This is a genomic window from Stutzerimonas nitrititolerans (assembly GCF_003696285.1).
In the GTDB taxonomy this organism is placed as follows: Bacteria; Pseudomonadota; Gammaproteobacteria; order Pseudomonadales; family Pseudomonadaceae; genus Stutzerimonas; species Stutzerimonas nitrititolerans.
The window spans coordinates 163452-181368 of record NZ_RFFL01000008.1; the positions used below are offsets into that span (position 1 = coordinate 163452).

Genomic DNA, 17917 nt, shown 5'->3' on the forward strand with positions numbered 1-17917 from the left:
CCCATGGCTCAGCCAACCAGCCGCCCGGCCTGGCGGAAGGTCTCGACGAACAGGTCGCTGAGGGTGCCGAGAATCCAGTGACCGGCGAAGACCAGCATGCCAAGGGTGATCAGCAGGCGCGGAAGGAAGCTCAGCATCTGTTCGTTGATCTGGGTGGCGGCCTGGAAGATGCTGATCAGCAGGCCGCCGAGCAGGCTCGGCACCACCAGCACGCAGACCACCAGGACAATGACATGGATGGCGTTGGAGACGAGGTGGACGGCGGTGTCGGGGGTCAGCATTTTGGCACCTGGCAGGTGAATCCGTGCTCGCCGCTGAACGACGCGGCGTGCTTTTGCTTCTGCTTTTGCTTTTGCTTTCTTAGGAGCGCAGGGGGGCGCCTAGTCCTTGCTCGCGAAACGGTGCTCGCGCGGCCGCTCATATATGTCGCCGTGCTTTCCGTGGCACGGCCTACAGGTTGCGCCTTGCACGGCGCGGCACTTTTTCTTGTTTGGCCAAGAAAAAGTAACCAAAAAGAAGGCCACCCCTGCATCCGGGTTTTGCTTCGCAAAACTTCCCTCGCTCCGGTGTTGCTCCGGGGGTCGTCGCGAAGGGACATCCATGTCCCTTTACGCCTCTCTCGGCATCCATGCCTCGAGCCCCCCTGCGCAACGCCTGCGCTCGGCCTCCTGAAGGGGATCAAGGACCGAGTCGCCTGGGGGCTTGTAGGGTGGAAAACTGCGAAGCATTTTCCACCGCAATCAGCACGGCCATCGAAGCTTGCTCGGCAGGATCGGTGGGTAAGCTTCGCGTTACCCACCCTACGTCGTAGCCACACAGATGATTTGCTGCACGGCCCCGCAGACGCCACCGAATCGCCCCTTTCAGAAGGCCGAACGGAGTCCGCGTGGAGGGGAGCGAGCGGCATGGATGCCGCGAGAGGCGTAAAGGGACATGGATGGCCCTTGTACGCCGGCCCCCGGAATGTGGATGGAGTGAGGGAAGTCTCGCGCAGTGAGACCCGAATGCAGGGCCAAGCGTTTTTGCTTACTTTTTTTGGGGCCGGCCGACCGGCGACTGAAAAAAGTGAGTCGCCGTGCAAGGCGAAACCTGTAGCTCGGGCCGAGGAAAGCGTGGCGCCGTACATAGTCGCCTGCGCCCCAACAGGTGGAAAATGCTTCGCAGTTTTCCACTCTACGAAAGCTGAAAAAAGTGAGTCGCAACCTGAAAACGCTGCGTCGTACGCAACCGCCCGTGCCGGAAAAGCTTCGCGAGCAAGCTCGCTCCTACAGGTGGGGCGCACTGCAATCGTACTCATCTCGCCACCTAGAACGGCTGAATACTGGTAGTCAGCGTGCCCATCAACAGCGCCCAGCCATCGACCAACACGAACACCATCAACTTGAACGGCAGCGAAATCATCATCGGCGACAGCATCATCATGCCCATCGCCATCAGCACACTGGCGACCACCAGATCGATCACCAGGAAGGGCATGAAGATCATGAATCCCAGCTGAAACGCGGTTTTCAGCTCGCTCAGCACGAACGCAGGCAGCAGCAGCGAAAAATCCAGCTCCTCGAGGTTCTCCGGAATCTCCTCGCCGGCAAGCGACACCATGGTTTCCAACGAAGACTTGTTGGTCTGCGCCAGCATGAAGCCGGAAAGGCTCTCCTTGGAAACCTCCAGCGCCTGCTCCAGGCTGATCTCGTCGTTCTGGAAAGGCTCGAAGGCCGTGTCGTGAATTTCCTGCCAGACCGGGCGCATTACCAGCAGCGTGACGATCAGCGCGATGCCGATCAGCACCTGGTTGGGCGGGCTCTGCTGCAGGCCGATGGCCTGGCGCAGGATGGCCAGGACGATGATGAAGCGCGTGAAGCAGGTCATCATCATCAGCATCGCCGGCAGGAAGCCGAGCAGCGTCATGATGATCAGGATCTGCAGCTTGACGCTGAAATCCTGGCCGTTCTCGGTATCGTTCAGGCTGAACAGGGTGATCTCGCCTCCCGCCGCCTGTGCGGCCAGGGGGAACAGGCAGGCCAGCAACAGGACCAGCAGCAACCCGCGTCGCTGTTTCATTGCGTCAGCGCATCCAGGCCGTTGCCGGACAGCTCGACGATGCGCAGGCCATAGCTGCCGTTCATCACCACCACCTCGGCCTTGGCGAACAGGGTACCGTTGACCTTCACATCCAGTGGCTCGCCGGCGACCTTGTCGAGCACGATGACGCTGCTGGTGTCGCATTCCATCAGCTCTTTCAACGAGATCTCGGCCGAAGCCACTTCAAGCGTCACGTTGACCGGGATCTTGCCGAAGAAACTCAGGTCCTGGCGGGGCGATGGCAGCTGCGGTGTCGGTTCGACGACTGGCTTTTCGGCTGCGTCGAGGCTCAGGTCGCCTTCGTTGATGAGGTTCTCGAATTCGTTTTCGGACAGTTGGCCGGTCATTGGGATTTCACGCTTTCAAGTGAAGTGAGAAACAAGGCACCGTCTTCTTCGAAGACGGTGCCCCGGAAGAGCTTCTGCTGGTTGATGCGCACCTCGTAGCGGTCCAGCGGACGCACCATGAGGATGTCGTCGAGCTGCAGGCCGAGTACCTGCGACAGCGGCATCCGCACCGAGGCGATGACGCAGTCCAGGCGCACCGGCAGATGCTTGATGTGATCGACCGGATTGCCGCTCAGGCGCTCCGGCGGTGGGCCGGCGAGATGGTTGGTGAGCTCATCGACCAGATCGGTATCCAGATGAATGAAGACGGATGAGCGACTGTCGGTGAGGTGGCTGATGTATTCGAACTCGGCCACGAACTCCCAGTCGGTTTCTTCGTAATCGTTTTCATAGCGCTCGAGTGCGCCGAAGGTTTCGCCGCCCAGAATCGAGCGCGCGAATATATAAGTCAGATCCAGGCCCAGGCGATTACGCATCCGTTGTTCGGACGTGCTTATTGGCGGCGCTTCCTGGCTGGGCACTAGCGTGCCACCGTAATAACACTCCAGTGCCTCGGTGAGCAGCGCGCGATCGATGGAGAAACCAACTTTCCCCATGGGCGAGCGATAAATACAGTCCGGCGCCTTGTTGTTCGCCTCCTGTACATCCACCTTGCTCAACTCCAGGCTGATTCGGTAGTTGCGCAGGAAATAATCACCTATCAAGCGTGGATTCTTGTTGGTGGTTTCCTTGATGAACTGCGGAATCTTGTGGTGATGCCGTCCAAGCTTCTGCGGTTTCAACACAGTCAGGCTTTGGGCGGGTAGGCCATGATGAACTTTCGAATTGCCAGACATGTGCGAACGATGTTGTCCCGGTTCTAGCGCGGCTGGGCGGGCCCGACGCACTGGTGTAAGCAGAAGTTCTGTTTGGCCAGGGCGGATCGTCGCTGCTGATATTGCAGGCACGGCTCTAGCGTGCCGCCAGTCTAGGCATGGGCGCGAGGATGGATTAAATCAAGAGATATCAAATGATCTCTTTTGAGGTCGGCTGAGTGCTCTTGATTTAATTTAAGAAGAACTGATTGGGCAGTTTCGAGACGGGCTTGATAGCGTGCGCGCAGTTTTCTCGGGTGTCAGCCGCAGTTACTCGAATAGTTCCAGCGGGTTGGACAGAAAGGGCGGCACAAGTTCCCGGGCAGTTAAATTATTTTTCTTCTGCGAAGCCCGATACGTCATCTCGGCGGGGCACGCCAGTAGCAAGGTGGTCACATTGAGCGGTTTCACAGGTGCAATGAACTATTCATGCGAAAGGCGATTCGCTCCGGTGTCGGCGTCCAGGAAAATCCTGATGGTCGGCAATACGGTCGAAGCGGGCGGCGAACTTCTTCGGGCCGGGCTGCACCGCGAGGGTTGCGAAGTTTTCGCATATTCAGGTTTCGACGAACTGGATGAGGGCACGCTGCAAGAGGCGAAGCTCATCTTCGTATTGATCGGTGGTATTGCCGAACAGAGGTTGTATTCGCAGGTCGGTGCGCTGGTGCGGCGGGCGAGCAATATCAATGTCATCCCGGTAGTGCAGTACGCGGATCAGGAAAAAGCCGCGGCCCTGCTCGAACTGGGTTGTGTCGACTACCTGTTGTCGCCTTTCAGCGAAAGCCAGCTCAGCGCCCTGTTGCGTCGCCAGGAGCATGCCGATGCGGCACAGGAAAGTTTCGTCTCCTGCTCACAGGGCAGCCGGCGGCTGCTGGCCATGGCGCAGCGTGTTTCCCTGACCCGCGCTCCGATCCTGATCACCGGCGAAACCGGCACCGGCAAGGAGCTGATGGCGCGCTACATCCATCGCTTCTCCGCAGACGCCGATGCCCCTTTCATCGCCGTTAACTGCGCGGCGATTCCCGAGCAGATGCTCGAGTCGATCCTGTTCGGCCATGAGAAGGGTGCCTTCACCGGGGCGGTGGCTGCGCAGCCGGGCAAGTTCGAGCAGGCCAATGGCGGCACCCTGCTGCTGGACGAAATCGGCGAGCTGCCGCTGGGCCTGCAGGCCAAGCTCCTGCGCGTGCTGCAGGAGCAGCGGGTGGAGCGCCTCGGCGGCCGTAAGGAGATCGCGCTCGATGTTCGCATCATCGCCGCCACCAACCGCGACCTGCAGCGCGAAGTGGCCGAAGGGCGCTTCCGTGCCGATCTGATGTTCCGCCTCGATGTACTACCGCTACACATCAGTCCGCTGCGCGAGCGCAAGGAAGACGTGCTGCCCCTGGTCCGGCGTTTCATCGCCAAGTACGCCCCCCAGGATGCCGACGAGAACCTGCTGACCGCCGAGGCCTGTCGCGCATTGCTGCAGCACGACTGGCCGGGCAATGCCCGCGAGCTGGAAAACACCGTGCAGCGTGCACTGGTGTTGCGCAACGGCCTGTTCATCCAGCCGCAGGATCTGGGGCTGGCTGTAGCGCCGATGGCTGAACAGCAACAGGAGAAGCCACCAGTGCCGTTTGCCGAAGGCGGCAAGGCGGCCCTGCGTGCCAGCGGCAAGTGGGCCGAGTACCAGCATGTGATCGACACCATTCGCAAGTTCGACGGGCACAAGACCAAGGCCGCCGCCAGCCTTGGCATGACCTCGCGCGCGTTGCGTTACCGCCTCAATGCCATGCGTGAGCAGGGCATCGAGCTGAATTTCTGAACCTCGAAGGAAACACCCAATGAGTTCAATCATGCAGGTGCAGCAGGACATGCTGGGCCGGATGCAGCAGCTGGCCGAGGTCGCCGGAAGCCCGGCGATCCAGCCGGCGAGCCAGGCCGCACCCGATGCCGGTGGCTTGTTCATGGCCGCGATGCGCTCGGTCGATGCCCGGCAGCATCAGGCCAGCGCCGCCATGGCGGCGGTCGACAGCGGCAAGAGTGACGACCTGGTCGGCGCCATGATCGACAGCCAGAAGGCCAGCGTGTCGTTTTCCGCGCTGCTGCAGGTGCGCAACAAACTGACCACGGCGTTCGACGACGTCATGAGAATGCCGCTTTGATCGGGCGTGAGAGCCAGGACGTGCTGCAGAAAATCAAAAGCAGGCTGCCCGCCGGTGGTCTTCAGCTCGATCCGCGCGTGACCCTTGCCGGCATGGCGGTGATCGCCGCGGCGCTGGCCGTGGCCGTGGTCTTCTACATGTGGCGCGACAACAGCTCCTTCCGTCCGCTGCATGGTGCGGGCGAAGCCTTCCCGGTCGCCGAGGTGATGCAGGTACTCGACAGCGAAACGCTGCAATATCGCGTCCATCCGCAGAGCGGCCAGATCCTTGTACGCGAGGAGCAGCTTTCGAAAGCGCGCATGCTGCTCGCCGCCAAGGGTGTGAAAGTGGCATTGCCGGCTGGCTACGAGCTGTTCGACAAGGAGGAGCCGTTGGGCACCAGCCAGTTCGTTCAGGATGTACGCCTCAAGCGCAGCCTGGAGGGCGAATTGGCCCGCACGGTGATGTCACTCAAGGGTGTCCAGCAGGCGCGGGTGCATCTGGCGCAGGAGGAGAACAGCTCCTTCGTGGTCAGCAAGCGTGCACCGACCAAGGCCTCGGTGATGGTGCAGCTGGAGCCTGGCTACAGGCTGGCGACCGAGCAGGTCGCGGCTATCGTGAATCTGATCTCCGGCAGTGTGCCCAACCTCAAGCCCGAAGATGTCGGTGTAGTCGATCAGTACGGCGCACTGCTGTCGCGCGGGTTGAATGTTGGCGGCGGTCCGGCGCAGAACTGGCAAGCCGTCGAGGACTATCAGCAGAAGGCCGTAGCCAACATCGAGGAAGTTCTGGCGCCGGTGCTGGGCCGCGGCAACTACCGTATCAGCGTCGCCGCCGACATCGATTTCAGCCAGAAGGAAGAGACCTTTCAGTCCTTCGGTGAGACACCGCGTCTGCGCCGCGAGGTGCTGAGCAACGAAAGCGCGCTGGATCAGCTGGCGCTGGGCATTCCCGGCTCGCTGGCCAACCGTCCCGTGGCACCGCCGGAGGAGGGGGAGGCGCCCGCCACCGAAGGCGAGACCAAAGGCGCGACCTCCATTCGTGAGGAATCCACGCGTCAGCTGGATTACGACCAGAGCGTGGTCCACGTGAAACATGCCGGCTTTGCCCTTCGTCAGCAGAGCATCGCCGTGGTGTTGAATGCCGACGCCGCACCGGAAGGTGGCTGGAGCGATGAGGCTCGCGCGGAACTGGATGCCATGGTGCGCAGCGCGGTGGGCTTCCAGCAGGCGCGTGGCGATCTGTTGACCCTCAGCGTACTGCCCTTTGCCGTCGCCGATACCGGCACCGAGGAGCTGCCCTGGTGGGAGAACAGCCAGGTGCATGCTCTCGCCAAGCTCGCCATAGCCGGCCTGATCGCCCTGCTGCTGTTGCTGATCGTGGTTCGCCCCGCCGTGCGCAGCCTGACTCAGCGCAACGCGCTGGAGCCGTCGGAAGCGCAGGTGCCGGAGGCTGCCATGGCGGCCGGAGCGGCCCGTCTTGAGGCTCAGGCGCGAGCGGCATTGGCCAGCCCGAGTGGCGGCAACGATGGCGTGCAGGTATTCGGCGAGCTCAACCCGCTCTCGGAAATTCGCCTGCCGGCGCCGGGGTCGGGTCTCGAATTGCAGATCGAGCATTTGCAGATGCTCGCCAAGAACGACCCGGAACGCGTTTCGGAAGTCATCAAGCACTGGATAGGCCGCAATGAAAGAGACCTCAACCCAGCCGGCTGAGTCGGCAACCGGCTCGAGCAAGGAAATCAAGGCGCGGCCGGTGCAGCTGCGCTCGGTCAGCTCGCTGGACCAGGCGGCAATACTCATGCTGAGTATGGGCGATGACATCTCCGCGGGTATCCTGCGCAACTTTTCCCGCGAGGAAATCATCAGCATCAGCCAGGCCATGGCGCGCCTGTCCAACGTCAAGCAGCCGATGGTCTCCGATGTGATCAGCCGCTTCTTCGATGACTACAAGGAGCAGAGCAGCATCAAGGGAGCCTCGCGCACCTATCTCGCCGGCATGCTCGGCAAGGCATTGGGTAGCGATATAACCCGTTCGCTGCTCGATTCCATCTATGGCGAGGAGATCCGCGCCAAGATGGCCAAGATGGAGTGGCTCGACCCCAGGCAGTTCGCCGCATTGATCGCCAAGGAACATGCGCAGATGCAAGCGGTGTTCCTCGCCTTCCTGCCGCCGGGCATGGCCACCGACGTGCTCGAATGCATGCCGGCCGAGCGCCAGGACGAGCTGCTGTACCGCATCGCCAACCTCAACGAGGTCAACAGCGACGTGATCGCCGAACTCGAGCAACTGATCGATCGCAGCTTGCAGGTGCTGTCGAACCAGGGCTCGCAGGTGCGTGGCGTGAAGCAGGCGGCGGACATCATGAACCGCTTCAAGGGCAACCGTGACCAGATGTTCGAGCTGTTGCGCGCCCACAACGAGGAGCTGGTGGGCAAGATCGAGGATGAAATGTACGACTTCTTCATCCTCTCGCGGCAGAACCAGGATGTGTTGCAGACGCTGCTGGAAGTGATCCCGCTGGAAGAATGGGTGGTTGCGCTCAAGGGCGCGGAGCCTGAGCTGGTGCGTGCCATCCAGGGTGCGATGCCCAAGCGCCAGGCGCAGCAGATGGAATCGATCAACCGTCGCCAGGGTCCGGTACCGCTGTCGCGGGTCGAACAGGTACGCAAGGACATCATGGCGGTGGTTCGCGAAATGTCCGCCGACGGCGAGCTGCAGGTTCAGCTGTTCCGCGAACAGACGGTCGAGTAAGCGCCGATGAGCATCAAGATCATCAAAGGCGAAGGCCGCTCCTGGCGCCCGTTCCGCTTTCCGCCGCGGGTCAGGCCCGCGACACAGGCTTCCGATAGCCTGGCTGGCGATCCGGCAGCACTGCAACGCGCCGTCGCCGAAGGTTTTCAGGAAGGCATCGACAAGGGGTACGAGCAGGGGCTGGAGCAGGGCCGCGAAGCGGGCTATCGCGAAGGCTTCGAGCGCGGCATCGTCGACGGCAAGACCATCGGCCATGAAGAAGGCCGTGCCCAGGGCCGAAAGGCCTTCGACGAGGCGGCGCAGCCGCTGGATCGGCTGATCGAAAGCTTCGAGCGCTTTCATCGCGATTTCGAGCAGGCGCGTCGTGAACAGTTGCTCGAGCTGGTGCAGAAGGTTTCCAGGCAGGTCATCCGCTGTGAACTGACGCTGAGTCCGACGCAGTTGCTGACCCTCGCCGAGGAAGCGCTGGCGGCCATGCCCGGTGACCAGGACGATGCGCGCATTCTGCTCAATCCGGAAGAATGCGCCCGCATCAGAGAGCTGGCGCCCGAGCGCGCGGCTGCCTGGCGCCTGGTGCCGGATGAAAAACTGGCCCTGGGCGAGTGCCGGGTAGTGACCGCTCAGGCCGAAGCCGATATCGGCTGCCAGCAGCGCCTGGATTCGTGCATGGAAACCCTGGCCGAACACATCAGGGCAGAAGGCTGAGATGTCGCTGCGCGAGAGCTTCCGGCTCGACGAGGCGCTGCGCTCGCTGGATGGTGTGCAGTTGGCCAAGGTCAGCGGCAGGTTGGTACGGGTCTCCGGCATGCTGCTGGAGAGCCTCGGTTGCCAGCGCATGACCGGTCAGCGCTGCTTCGTCGAGCAGGGCGACGGCAGCATGCTCGATGCGCAGGTGGTGGGTTTCAACCGCGACATCACCTACCTGATGCCCTTCAAGAAACCGGTGGGCCTGACCGCAGGTTCGCGCGTGTTTCCGGCACCCGACGACGCCAAGCTGCATATCGACGAATCCTGGCTGGGGCGCGTGCTCAACGGGCTCGGCGAGCCGCTGGACGACCTGGGCAAGCTGAGCGGGCGCGACCCGTTGCCCGCCGAGCTGCCGTCGGTGCATCCGCTCAAGCGCAAGCCGGTCAGCGAGCCGCTGGATGTCGGCGTGCGGGCGATCAACGCCACGCTGACCCTGGGCAAGGGCCAGCGGGTCGGCCTGTTCGCCGGTTCCGGGGTCGGCAAGAGCGTGCTGCTGGGCATGATCACCCGCCAGACCAAGGCCGACGTGGTGGTTGTCGGGCTGATTGGCGAGCGTGGTCGCGAGGTGCAGGAGTTCCTGCTGCATTCGCTTGGCGAGGAAGGCTTGAAGAAGGCCGTGGTGGTAGTTGCGCCGGCCAACGAGTCGCCGCTGATGCGGCTCAAGGCCACCGAGCTGTGCCACAGCATCGCTGGCTACTTCCGCGACCAGGGCAATGATGTGCTGTTGCTGGTGGATTCGCTGACGCGCTACGCCATGGCCCAGCGCGAAATCGCCCTGGCCCTCGGCGAGCCGCCGGCGACCAAGGGCTATCCGCCATCGGTGTTCGGCATGCTGCCGGAGCTGGTGGAAAGCGCCGGTAACGGCGCCAACGACAATGGCAGTCTCAGCGCGCTCTACACCGTGCTGGCCGAAGGCGATGATCAGCAGGACCCGATCGTCGATTGCGCAAGAGCGATACTCGACGGCCATATCGTGCTGTCGCGTCGTCTGGCCGATGCCGGTCACTATCCGGCGATCGACATCTGCGCCTCGGTCAGCCGCTGCATGAGTCAGGTCGGCCAGCCGTCGCACCTGGGCGCCGCGCGCCAGCTCAAGGAGTTCTACAGCACCTACGAGAAGATCAAGGAGCTGATCCCGCTGGGGGGCTATAGCCCGGGCGCGGATGCCAAGACCGACCGCGCGGTGAAGCTTGCGCCCAGCATCGACCGCTTCCTGCGCCAGGATGTGGGGGAGGCGGCGGAACTGGAAGCCAGCCTGACCCTGCTGCAGAGCATCGTCAGGAAACCATGAGACAGCAGATCGAAACGCTCACACGGTTGGCCAGCCTGCGTGGCAACCGGGTCAAGCAGATGCTTGGGCAGGTCCGGTACCAGCAGAACCTCTGTCAGCGCTATCGCAACAACATCACCGGCCTGAGTCGCTTGTGCGGATTTTCCGTGCCGATGAGTACACCCTTGCAACGCGACAACCAGCAGCGCTACAAGGCGACCCTGTACAAGATGGTCGAACTGCAACGGCGCGAGCTGGCGGTGGCCGAGCAGGCACTGGCGCGCATTCAACAGGAACTGCTGCAGGCCATGCGCAGCGAGAGGGTGGTCGAACATGTGATCGACGCCAAGATGCAGCAGTGGCAGCAACAGCTATTAGCGCAGGAACAGAAGATCCAGGATGGTTTGGCGGCGCAGAGCTGGTGGCGAGAGCGACGCTGAAGTCCACACCGCAGCGGTGGCCGCTGGAGGTTGCTCGTCAGCCTATTGGAAAAAGATTTAAGTAATCCGCCCGAGCGGTCGCTTATCAGGCAGTAACCACCGAGTTGGAACGAAAACATGGAAATCAGCCGGCATCTCAAGCCCGTCTCCGTCCTGCCCATCGAGCAGTCCACGGCTCACCAGGTAGCTGCGCGCCAGCCTTCCCTGCCGGCAGCCCGTCAGGCCGAGAACCTGCCGCTCGAACAGATGCACGAAGCCCTGCGTGCCATGCCTGAGGTGGATATGGACCGTGTCGCCGCGATCAAGCAGGCCCTGCAACGCGGTGAGATCAGCAGCGACGTGGGCGAGTTGGCGAGCAGCATGCTCAGTTTCCACCGCGGAAACGATGCGTGAGCCAGCGGGAAAAGCTTCTCGCCGTCGTAGATGACGATCTGCAACAGGACTGCAGCGACTACCGCAGCCTGCGCGAACTGATGCAGATGCTCTACGGCCATCTGCTGGAGCGTGATGTGCCCGAGATCGAGCGCATCAATGCGCAGATCGACAACCGCATCGAAGTGCTTGCCGCCCGCGCTCAGCGTCGCAGCAAGGTGCTCACCGCCTTCCGCCTGGAGGCCACTGGCCCCGGCATGCAGCGCTTGCTGGCCAGTTGCTCGGGCGAGCGTGGCGAAGCCTTGCAGCGGCACTGGCAGCAGCTCGGCGACCTGGCCAGGCAATGCCAGCAGCTCAACGAGCGCAATGGCCGGCTGCTTGCCATGCACCACGAGATCCTGCAGCAACTGCTGCTCGGCAACCAGGGCGCCCAGCTCTATACGCACCAGGCTTACTAGCCTGTAACCGTTGCCCGTCCGTCTTCGCCTGGGCGCCCCCTTCCGCCGCTACCCCTCCATCAGGGGATTAATCCTGCAAACGCTTTAATCCCCGGCTCGCTGGCGTCGCCTTTAAACAGGGACATTCCGCCTGTCGCCGATGCGGAAACGGCATTTCCCCGTTTCCTCGTCCTGGTGCGTTGCGGAAGCTTCTTTTCTGCATGAGTGCCTTGAAAGGCCCGCCATATGGGTCTTTGTGACCTGGCACTCAATTTGCTCTACAGGCATCAAGAGGGGACGGTGATGGCAATAGATTCTGATTACGTACAGCAGATGTCGACGCAGTTGGCGACCTACGAAGTTCAGTCTTCGCTGGATCGGCTCAACCGCAACGAAACCAGTTACAAGGCCCAGCGTGATGCGCTGAGCACGCTGCGCAGCTCGCTGACGACTTTCAAGTCAGCCATTACCAAGCTCAACAGCAGCACCTCGAGCATGCTCACCAACAGCGCGACCTTCAGTCAGGAAGGTTACGCCAGCGCGACGGTGGGCACGAAGGCGACGACCGGTAGCTACGATTTCTTCGTCAAGCAGCTGGCCAGCAAGGACCAGCTGGCGCTGCAGGGCCTGACGGATGCGAATCTCGCGGGCGGCGGCACACTCACCATCGAGCAGGACGGCGCTTCTTTCGATGTCGACATGAGCGGCCTCACCACGCTCGACGAGCTTGCCAGAGCGATCAACGACGCTGCCGACAACAACGGCGTCCAGGCCACGCTGGTACGCAGCGATGGCGCGATCAACCTGGTACTGACCAGCGAAGAAACCGGCGCCGCGCAGGCCATCAGCCTGAGCGCCACGGGTAACGCCGCGGTGGAGGCTGCGGTTGCCGGCCCGACTCGGCTGTCCAGCGCGGCGGACGCCGAGGTTTATCTGGGGCGCGACACCTCCGGAATCAAACTGACCAACGCCAGCAACACCTTCGAGAATGTCATCGATGGCGTCAGCATGACGTTCACCAAGGCCCATGCGGCAGGTGATGCGCCGCTCACCATCGACATCGCCCAGGACAAGGAAGGCACCCAGGCCAAGGCCCAGAGTTTCATCGATGCTTTCAATACGCTGATGTCCAGTTTCGACAGCCTGACCGCCAGCGGTAGCGAAAGCACCGCGCGCGGCATGCTGGCCGGCGATGCCAGCGTGCGCTCCATCGAGAGCCGCCTGAACGCTTTGCTGCGTACCGACTTCGGCGGCACCAGTCTGATCAACTTCGGCATCAGCGCCGACCGCAACGGCAAGCTGACCATCGACAGCAAGCGTTTCGAGGCCGCCGTGGCCAGCAACCCCGAAGGCTTCGAGGCGCTGTTCACCGGCAAGGACAATCTGCTCGACAGCATCGACAAGACTGTCGCCAGCTACACCAGCAGCACCAACGGCATGCTGAAGAACCGTATGGACACGCTGGATATGAGCCTGCGCCGTATCGACGAGCAGTTCGAGAACCTTCAGCAGCAGTACGACACCCATTACAGCCGCTACCTCAAGCAGTTCACCTCCATGATGCAGACCATGCAGAGCATGGAGCAGACCTTCGGATTGTTCGGATGAGCACCTACCTCCAAAACGACAGTTATGAAAGCTACCGCTCGGTGGATCTCGAAGCCCGCGCTGCATCCGCTTCGCCTTACGAGCTGGTGCTGGTGCTGATGGATGGCCTGCTCGACGAGCTGGCCCGTGCCCGTGGCCATATCGAGCACAAGCGCTACCAGCAGAAGGGCCAGTCCCTCGAAAAGTGCATGAACATCCTCAACGGCCTCAACGGCGCGCTCGACGACGAGGGCGGTGGCGAGGTGGTGCAGGGGTTGGCGCGTCTCTACGAATACTGCATCTATCGTCTCTCGGACGTGAGCGTGTCGCTGTCGCTGGAGGGGCTGGACGAAGTGGTCAATCTGCTCGGCATTCTCCGTGAAGGCTGGGAGGGCGTCAGTGCCGCCCGTAAGTGATCGCGAGCGCCTGCTCGAGTTGCATGCGCAACTGCAGCAGGCCTTGCAGGCCGGAGACTGGAGCACCGTTGCCGCCGTGGACGTCGCGGTGCGGCAATGCCTCGAGGTATTGGCCGGGCGAAGCGAACTCGACGAGCCGACGCTCGCCGCCAAGCGCCTGCTCAAGCAGCTTCATGGCGAGGGCCTGCAAGCCTGTGCGGATGAATGCGAACGCCTGCGCCTGCTGTTGCTGAACCATCTCGAATATTCCGAAGGCCGCGCCGCCTACCAGCGAATCGACATGTTTCAGGCCGGGGGCCTGCGATGATCCAGTCCACTACATCCATGCCTGCTGCCGTAAATTCCATGACTACCGAAACCGTACAGCCCGCAGCGGCCCGTAGCGTTTCGGCGAAACCGGCGGGCGATGCCGCGCGTGGCTTCGGCGAGCGCATGCGATCTGCTGCCGTGAGTGCCGCGGCGCAGCCGGTGGAGCGGTCGGTTGTTTCGTTGCGAGGGGGCGTTTCAGCGGCAGTGACAGAGCCGGCTGTTGTGTCATTCGACGATGAGGCAGCGGCCGAATCCGCCGAGCCCGGGCTGTTGGAAATCATCGAGCGGCAACTGGCCGAGATCGAAGCTCGCGAGGCAGCGCAGGCGAATGCGGTGCCTGAGCTATTGGCGCAGCAACCGCCCGCCCCTGAGAACGGCAGGCTCGACGAGCAGCTCGGCTGGTTATCGAATCTACAACCGTCCTTGCCGGATGCGCCATCGACGCGCGCATCGGCAGAGCGACTGGAGGCGGTGCCTGCCAGTGGCCGGCAGGGTAGCTTCCTCGAAGTCAATCCGCTGGCCAGTGCCCGCTTCGGCGAATTGGGTACGGCGATGCGTGCGCCTACCGATATGCCTGCCGGTTCGGCCCAGCCGCTGCCTATGGCGGTGCAGGCGGTCGACGCGCCATCCGCGCTCGAGCCGCTGCTGGCCGATGCCGAACCGCTCGAGGCGGGTGACCCGCTGACCACGACGGAGCGCGGACAGGCAGCGCCGTCGCCAGCGCTCGACCGTTCGCTCAAGTTGCAGGCTCCGGAAGCCAAGTGGGGCGAGCAGATGCTGCATTCGCTGCGTGAAAACGTGGAATTGCAGATCAAGCAGAAGATCCAGAGCGCCACCATCCGCCTGGACCCGCCGGAACTGGGCAGCCTGGAGATTCTGCTCAGCCACGAATCGGGCCGGCTGAACGTGCAGTTGTCCGCGGTGAACGCCGACGTGGCGCGGCTGCTGCAGCAGACCAGCGATCGCCTGCGCCAGGAGCTGGTCGGCCAGCACTTCGTGCAGGTCAACGTGCAGGTGGGTGCCGACGGCGGTGGCCGACAGGGGCAGCCACGACAGCCGGTGCCGACGGCCGAGGAGCTGCCGAGAGCGGCCCGGCCCCATGATCAGGAAGAAAGCCGGGCGTCCGAGCATGCCCGGGATGTACTGGTCACGGTTTGACCGATTGCCAACCTAACTAGCCAATTGTGAGTGTGAAATGTCGACGTCCCGCCTCGTACTTCTGATGCTGCTGCTCAACGTCATCACCGTGGCCGGTGGTGTTGGCGTCAGCTACTGGCTGCTCAAGCCCGGTTCGGCGACTGGCGTAGCCGAGGAGGCGCGACCAGCGGAACCATCGCATTACGAGTTCTTCCCGGTGGACAAGATCATCGTCAGCGTGCGTGGCGAGGGCCGCGAGCATTACTTCGTGCTCGACCTGGTGCTGCAGGCGGAGGCTTCCGACAAGCCGAAGGACTTCACGCAGGCCGAGCCCATCGTGCGCAACTCCGTGGTTGCCTACCTGTCATCACTGGCGTTCAACGAGCTGAGATCAATGCAGATCGGTGAGTTGCAGCAACGCCTGGAAGTCGTGCTGTTCGAAGATTTTGCCAGCAAGAATGCCGTCGTGCCGTTCAAGCACGTGCTGGTCAACAAGCTGCTCGTGCAGTAACGGCCGCGCCATGAGTGCTCCTTGCCCTATCGACTACTACGGCGCCACGCCAGCGGGCCCTTCGGTGTTCGCGCCGGCGGTCGAGCAGCGCTGGCTGATGCAGTACCTGCCGCTGGTCAAGCGCATCGTCCGGCAGCTGTCGTTGCAGGCCAACCAGGTGCTCGACCGCGAGGACATGGAGCAGATCGGCATGATGGGGCTGCTCGAGGGGTTGCGCCGCTACGGCGAGCCGGACGGGCAGTTCGGCAAGTTCGCTTCCCTGCGCATCCGCGGTGCGATTCTCGATGAGCTGCGGCGCCAGGATTGGCGCCCCCGCCAGGTTCGTCAGCAGGCGCACAAGGTGCGCGATGCGATTCGCGAACTGACGCGCCGGTTGGGATGCGAGCCCAGCGACGACGAGATCAAGGCATACGCCGGCCTGGACGAGAAGGAATATCAGGACTTCCTCCTGGCCGATTCCTCCGAGGCCATCGAAAGTCTCGACGAGCTGCTGCAGAGCGGCCACGGACACTTCCCCGACTCCACCGAGCCGCTCGAGGAGCGACTGATCAAGGAGCGCGTGCTGGCACAGGCGTTGAGCCGGCTGGACGAGCGCGAGCGCCTGGTGTTGACGCTGTATTACCAGCACGAGTTGAGCCTGAAGGAAATCGCCCTGGTGCTGGAGGTCAGCGATGCCCGGGTCTGTCAGCTGAGCAAACAGGCGATCGGCAAGGCCTGTCGATTCCTAACCGAGAGAAATTAGAGACGTTCATGCAGAAAGTACTAGGTGCATTAATCATCATCGGTTGCGTGCTCGGTGGCTACGCCATGGCCAACGGCGACATGCGGGTGCTCTGGCAGCCGGCGGAAGTCGTCATCATCCTCGGCGCCGCCATCGGCAGTCTGGTGGTGGGCAATCCGAAGGAAGTGCTGCTGGAAATGCTCTCGCAGATTCGCGGCGTCTTCATCTACCAGCGTCGCGGCGAGGAATTCCAGCGCCAGTTGCTGATGCTTCTTTACGAACTGCTGGAAATGGTCGACATCGGCGGTCTGAAGGTACTCGATGCCCACATCGAAGAGCCCGAAGAGAGTGATCTTTTCGTGCGCTACCCGCTGATCCTTCAGGAGAAGAACCTGATGGCGTTCATCGCCGACAACTTCCGTCTGATGGCCATGGGCAAGATCAGCGCCCACGAACTCGAAGGCTTTCTCGAACAGGAACTCGAGGCGATGGAACACGCGCTGCTGCAGCCATCGCGCTCGCTGCACAAGGTCGGCGAGGCGATGCCTGGCTTCGGCATCCTGGCGGCGATCATGGGCATCATCATCACCATGGGCAGCATCGGCGGTTCGATTGCGGAAGTCGGTGCCCATGTGGCGGCGGCGCTGGTGGGTACCTTTCTCGGTATCTTCTTCTGCTATTGCCTGGCCGAGCCGCTGTCCAATGCCATGAGCCAGCGGATCAAGACCGAGCTTTCCGCGCTTGAATGCGTGCGCACGACGCTGGTCGCCCATCTGGCCGGCAAGCCGACGCTGCTGGCGGTGGACGCCGGCCGCAAGCTGATCGAGCAGGACGTCAAACCGGCCTTCCGGCAGCTCGAAGTCTGGGTCAACCAGTACGAGGAAGAAAGGGACGCCGCATGAAGACCCGGGGCAAAGGCGGCGCCGAGCGCGAGATCATCATCAAGCGCCGCGGCAAGAAGGGCCACGACGATGCGCACGGCGGCGCCTGGAAGGTAGCGTTTGCCGACTTCACCCTGGCCATGATGGCGTTGTTCATGGTTCTGTGGATCGTGCAGCCGCGCATGGAGCTGTCCAACCCCTCCTATGGCGAACAGGAAAGCAACCCGCTGGTGGATGGAGGCGCGGGGATATTCGATGGCACCAGCACTTCGCCGCTGGAGCTGGACGGTATCCCGGTTCGTCCGGCCCAGCCTGAGGTTACCCGCCGCGAGGAGCGGACCGAGGAGGATGGCAGCCTGCGCTACGGCTCCACCGAAGAGCTGAAGAAACTCGCCGAGCTGATGCGCGAGGTTGCCGGCGAGGTCGATGCGCTGGCCAATCTCGAGGTCGATGTGGTGCCACAGGGCTTGCGCATCCTGATCAAGGACGATCAGCAGCGCTTCATGTTCCAGCGTGGCAGCGCCACCCTGAATCCGCATTTCCGCAAACTGCTCGGTGTGCTGGCGGGTGTACTGGTGAAGGTCGACAACAAGCTGATCATCAGCGGCCACACCGACGCCATGCCTTATCGGCAGGGCAATGGCTACAACAACTGGAACCTGTCGGGTGATCGTGCGCTGCGGGCGCGACAGACACTGGTCGATGCAGGCCTGGCCGAACGCTCCGTACTGCAGGTGACGGCGCAAGCGGATGTCATGCCGTTACACCCGGAAGATCCGCAGAATGGCGCCAACCGCCGGGTTGAAATCCTGCTGCTGACCGCTTCGGCCGAGGCCCTGTACGAGGAGCTGTTCGGCGATAGCTATGCGCGGGCACGCTTTTCCGAGAGTGGCGCGAGTTATCAGGCGCAGAGCCAGTAACGGTCATTCCGCCGC

At 62.6% G+C, this 17917-nt stretch carries 21 protein-coding genes; 17 read left to right on the forward strand and 4 right to left on the reverse strand.

Features of this window, described 5'->3' with window-relative positions:
• Positions 1-8: 8 nt before the first annotated feature.
• The 4 genes from EA795_RS12045 to EA795_RS12065 all read right to left on the reverse strand — a co-directional run bounded on the left by EA795_RS12045 (position 9) and on the right by EA795_RS12065 (position 3262).
• Positions 9-281, reverse strand: coding sequence for a flagellar biosynthetic protein FliQ (locus tag EA795_RS12045; protein WP_014851075.1), 273 nt, complete (start codon positions 279-281; stop codon positions 9-11).
• 1024 nt (positions 282-1305) lie between these two features.
• The gene (fliP, locus tag EA795_RS12055) at positions 1306-2058 is read right to left on the reverse strand and encodes a flagellar type III secretion system pore protein FliP (RefSeq protein ID WP_014851076.1); all 753 of its coding nucleotides are present in this window, start codon (positions 2056-2058) and stop codon (positions 1306-1308) included.
• A complete protein-coding gene (fliN, locus tag EA795_RS12060) occupies positions 2055-2426 on the reverse strand; it encodes a flagellar motor switch protein FliN (RefSeq protein ID WP_014851077.1) in 372 nt (123 codons plus the stop codon). The genes fliP and fliN overlap by 4 nt, the downstream gene beginning before the upstream one ends.
• Entirely contained in the window at positions 2423-3262 is an 840-nt protein-coding gene (locus EA795_RS12065) for a FliM/FliN family flagellar motor switch protein (protein WP_043942479.1), read from the reverse strand. Before EA795_RS12065 ends, fliN begins: the two co-directional genes overlap by 4 nt.
• A gap of 493 nt (positions 3263-3755) precedes the next feature.
• On the opposite strand from EA795_RS12065, the gene EA795_RS12070 reads away from it, so the two are divergent.
• The 17 genes from EA795_RS12070 to EA795_RS12150 all read left to right on the forward strand — a co-directional run bounded on the left by EA795_RS12070 (position 3756) and on the right by EA795_RS12150 (position 17902).
• Positions 3756-5084: a sigma-54 dependent transcriptional regulator gene (locus tag EA795_RS12070; RefSeq protein ID WP_376745304.1), complete on the forward strand. Its 1329-nt coding sequence runs from the start codon at positions 3756-3758 to the stop codon at positions 5082-5084.
• A gap of 19 nt (positions 5085-5103) precedes the next feature.
• Complete coding sequence (gene fliE / locus EA795_RS12075) at positions 5104-5424, forward strand: flagellar hook-basal body complex protein FliE (RefSeq protein WP_014851080.1); 321 nt, start codon at positions 5104-5106, stop codon at positions 5422-5424.
• Between the two features lie 20 nt (positions 5425-5444).
• Positions 5445-7115 carry a flagellar basal-body MS-ring/collar protein FliF gene (gene fliF, locus EA795_RS12080; protein ID WP_122077586.1) on the forward strand — a complete coding sequence of 557 codons (1671 nt, stop codon included), beginning with the start codon at positions 5445-5447 and terminating at the stop codon, positions 7113-7115.
• Positions 7087-8154, forward strand: a complete 1068-nt coding sequence (locus EA795_RS12085) for a FliG C-terminal domain-containing protein (protein ID WP_014851082.1) — start codon at positions 7087-7089, stop codon at positions 8152-8154. Before fliF ends, EA795_RS12085 begins: the two co-directional genes overlap by 29 nt.
• Positions 8155-8160: 6 nt before the next feature.
• Complete coding sequence (fliH, locus tag EA795_RS12090; protein ID WP_122077530.1) at positions 8161-8859, forward strand: flagellar assembly protein FliH; 699 nt, start codon at positions 8161-8163, stop codon at positions 8857-8859.
• A gap of 1 nt (position 8860) precedes the next feature.
• On the forward strand, positions 8861-10192 hold the full coding sequence (gene fliI, locus EA795_RS12095; protein ID WP_014851084.1) for a flagellar protein export ATPase FliI: 1332 nt from the start codon (positions 8861-8863) through the stop codon (positions 10190-10192).
• Positions 10189-10611, forward strand: coding sequence for a flagellar FliJ family protein (locus tag EA795_RS12100; protein ID WP_014851085.1), 423 nt, complete (start codon positions 10189-10191; stop codon positions 10609-10611). The genes fliI and EA795_RS12100 overlap by 4 nt, the downstream gene beginning before the upstream one ends.
• Positions 10612-10728: 117 nt before the next feature.
• Positions 10729-11004, forward strand: a complete 276-nt coding sequence (gene flgM, locus EA795_RS12105; protein WP_122077532.1) for a flagellar biosynthesis anti-sigma factor FlgM — start codon at positions 10729-10731, stop codon at positions 11002-11004.
• The gene (flgN, locus tag EA795_RS12110) at positions 11001-11441 is read left to right on the forward strand and encodes a flagellar protein FlgN (RefSeq protein ID WP_058076257.1); all 441 of its coding nucleotides are present in this window, start codon (positions 11001-11003) and stop codon (positions 11439-11441) included. Before flgM ends, flgN begins: the two co-directional genes overlap by 4 nt.
• Positions 11442-11723: 282 nt before the next feature.
• Positions 11724-13028 (forward strand): flagellar filament capping protein FliD, encoded by a 1305-nt coding sequence (gene fliD, locus EA795_RS12115; RefSeq protein ID WP_058076256.1) that lies wholly within the window; start codon positions 11724-11726, stop codon positions 13026-13028.
• Complete coding sequence (fliS, locus tag EA795_RS12120; RefSeq protein WP_014851089.1) at positions 13025-13423, forward strand: flagellar export chaperone FliS; 399 nt, start codon at positions 13025-13027, stop codon at positions 13421-13423. The genes fliD and fliS overlap by 4 nt, the downstream gene beginning before the upstream one ends.
• Positions 13407-13730 carry a hypothetical protein gene (locus tag EA795_RS12125; protein WP_058076255.1) on the forward strand — a complete coding sequence of 108 codons (324 nt, stop codon included), beginning with the start codon at positions 13407-13409 and terminating at the stop codon, positions 13728-13730. Before fliS ends, EA795_RS12125 begins: the two co-directional genes overlap by 17 nt.
• 224 nt (positions 13731-13954) lie before the next feature.
• Positions 13955-14890 (forward strand): flagellar hook-length control protein FliK, encoded by a 936-nt coding sequence (locus EA795_RS21410; RefSeq protein WP_240645008.1) that lies wholly within the window; start codon positions 13955-13957, stop codon positions 14888-14890.
• Between the two features lie 37 nt (positions 14891-14927).
• Positions 14928-15380: a flagellar basal body-associated FliL family protein gene (locus EA795_RS12135; RefSeq protein ID WP_043942482.1), complete on the forward strand. Its 453-nt coding sequence runs from the start codon at positions 14928-14930 to the stop codon at positions 15378-15380.
• Positions 15381-15390: 10 nt separating this feature from the next.
• On the forward strand, positions 15391-16122 hold the full coding sequence (locus tag EA795_RS12140) for a FliA/WhiG family RNA polymerase sigma factor (RefSeq protein ID WP_122077534.1): 732 nt from the start codon (positions 15391-15393) through the stop codon (positions 16120-16122).
• An 8-nt stretch (positions 16123-16130) separates the two neighbouring features.
• Complete coding sequence (motA, locus tag EA795_RS12145) at positions 16131-17003, forward strand: flagellar motor stator protein MotA (protein WP_014851094.1); 873 nt, start codon at positions 16131-16133, stop codon at positions 17001-17003.
• Positions 17000-17902 (forward strand): OmpA family protein, encoded by a 903-nt coding sequence (locus EA795_RS12150; protein ID WP_058076251.1) that lies wholly within the window; start codon positions 17000-17002, stop codon positions 17900-17902. Before motA ends, EA795_RS12150 begins: the two co-directional genes overlap by 4 nt.
• The last annotated feature ends 15 nt before the right edge of the window (positions 17903-17917 follow it).

Bases quoted from the DNA above. Each gene is read 5' to 3' on its own strand.
- EA795_RS12045 (WP_014851075.1), bottom strand. From the start codon at position 281: ATGCTGACCCCCGACACCGCCGTCCACCTCGTCTCCAACGCCATCCAT.
- fliP (WP_014851076.1), bottom strand. From the start codon at position 2,058: ATGAAACAGCGACGCGGGTTGCTGCTGGTCCTGTTGCTGGCCTGCCTG.
- fliN (WP_014851077.1), bottom strand. From the start codon at position 2,426: ATGACCGGCCAACTGTCCGAAAACGAATTCGAGAACCTCATCAACGAA.
- EA795_RS12065 (WP_043942479.1), bottom strand. From the start codon at position 3,262: ATGTCTGGCAATTCGAAAGTTCATCATGGCCTACCCGCCCAAAGCCTG.
- EA795_RS12070 (WP_376745304.1), top strand. From the start codon at position 3,756: ATGGTCGGCAATACGGTCGAAGCGGGCGGCGAACTTCTTCGGGCCGGG.
- fliE (WP_014851080.1), top strand. From the start codon at position 5,104: ATGAGTTCAATCATGCAGGTGCAGCAGGACATGCTGGGCCGGATGCAG.
- EA795_RS12085 (WP_014851082.1), top strand. From the start codon at position 7,087: ATGAAAGAGACCTCAACCCAGCCGGCTGAGTCGGCAACCGGCTCGAGC.
- fliH (WP_122077530.1), top strand. From the start codon at position 8,161: ATGAGCATCAAGATCATCAAAGGCGAAGGCCGCTCCTGGCGCCCGTTC.
- fliI (WP_014851084.1), top strand. From the start codon at position 8,861: ATGTCGCTGCGCGAGAGCTTCCGGCTCGACGAGGCGCTGCGCTCGCTG.
- EA795_RS12100 (WP_014851085.1), top strand. From the start codon at position 10,189: ATGAGACAGCAGATCGAAACGCTCACACGGTTGGCCAGCCTGCGTGGC.
- flgM (WP_122077532.1), top strand. From the start codon at position 10,729: ATGGAAATCAGCCGGCATCTCAAGCCCGTCTCCGTCCTGCCCATCGAG.
- fliD (WP_058076256.1), top strand. From the start codon at position 11,724: ATGGCAATAGATTCTGATTACGTACAGCAGATGTCGACGCAGTTGGCG.
- fliS (WP_014851089.1), top strand. From the start codon at position 13,025: ATGAGCACCTACCTCCAAAACGACAGTTATGAAAGCTACCGCTCGGTG.
- EA795_RS12135 (WP_043942482.1), top strand. From the start codon at position 14,928: ATGTCGACGTCCCGCCTCGTACTTCTGATGCTGCTGCTCAACGTCATC.
- EA795_RS12140 (WP_122077534.1), top strand. From the start codon at position 15,391: ATGAGTGCTCCTTGCCCTATCGACTACTACGGCGCCACGCCAGCGGGC.
- motA (WP_014851094.1), top strand. From the start codon at position 16,131: ATGCAGAAAGTACTAGGTGCATTAATCATCATCGGTTGCGTGCTCGGT.
- EA795_RS12150 (WP_058076251.1), top strand. From the start codon at position 17,000: ATGAAGACCCGGGGCAAAGGCGGCGCCGAGCGCGAGATCATCATCAAG.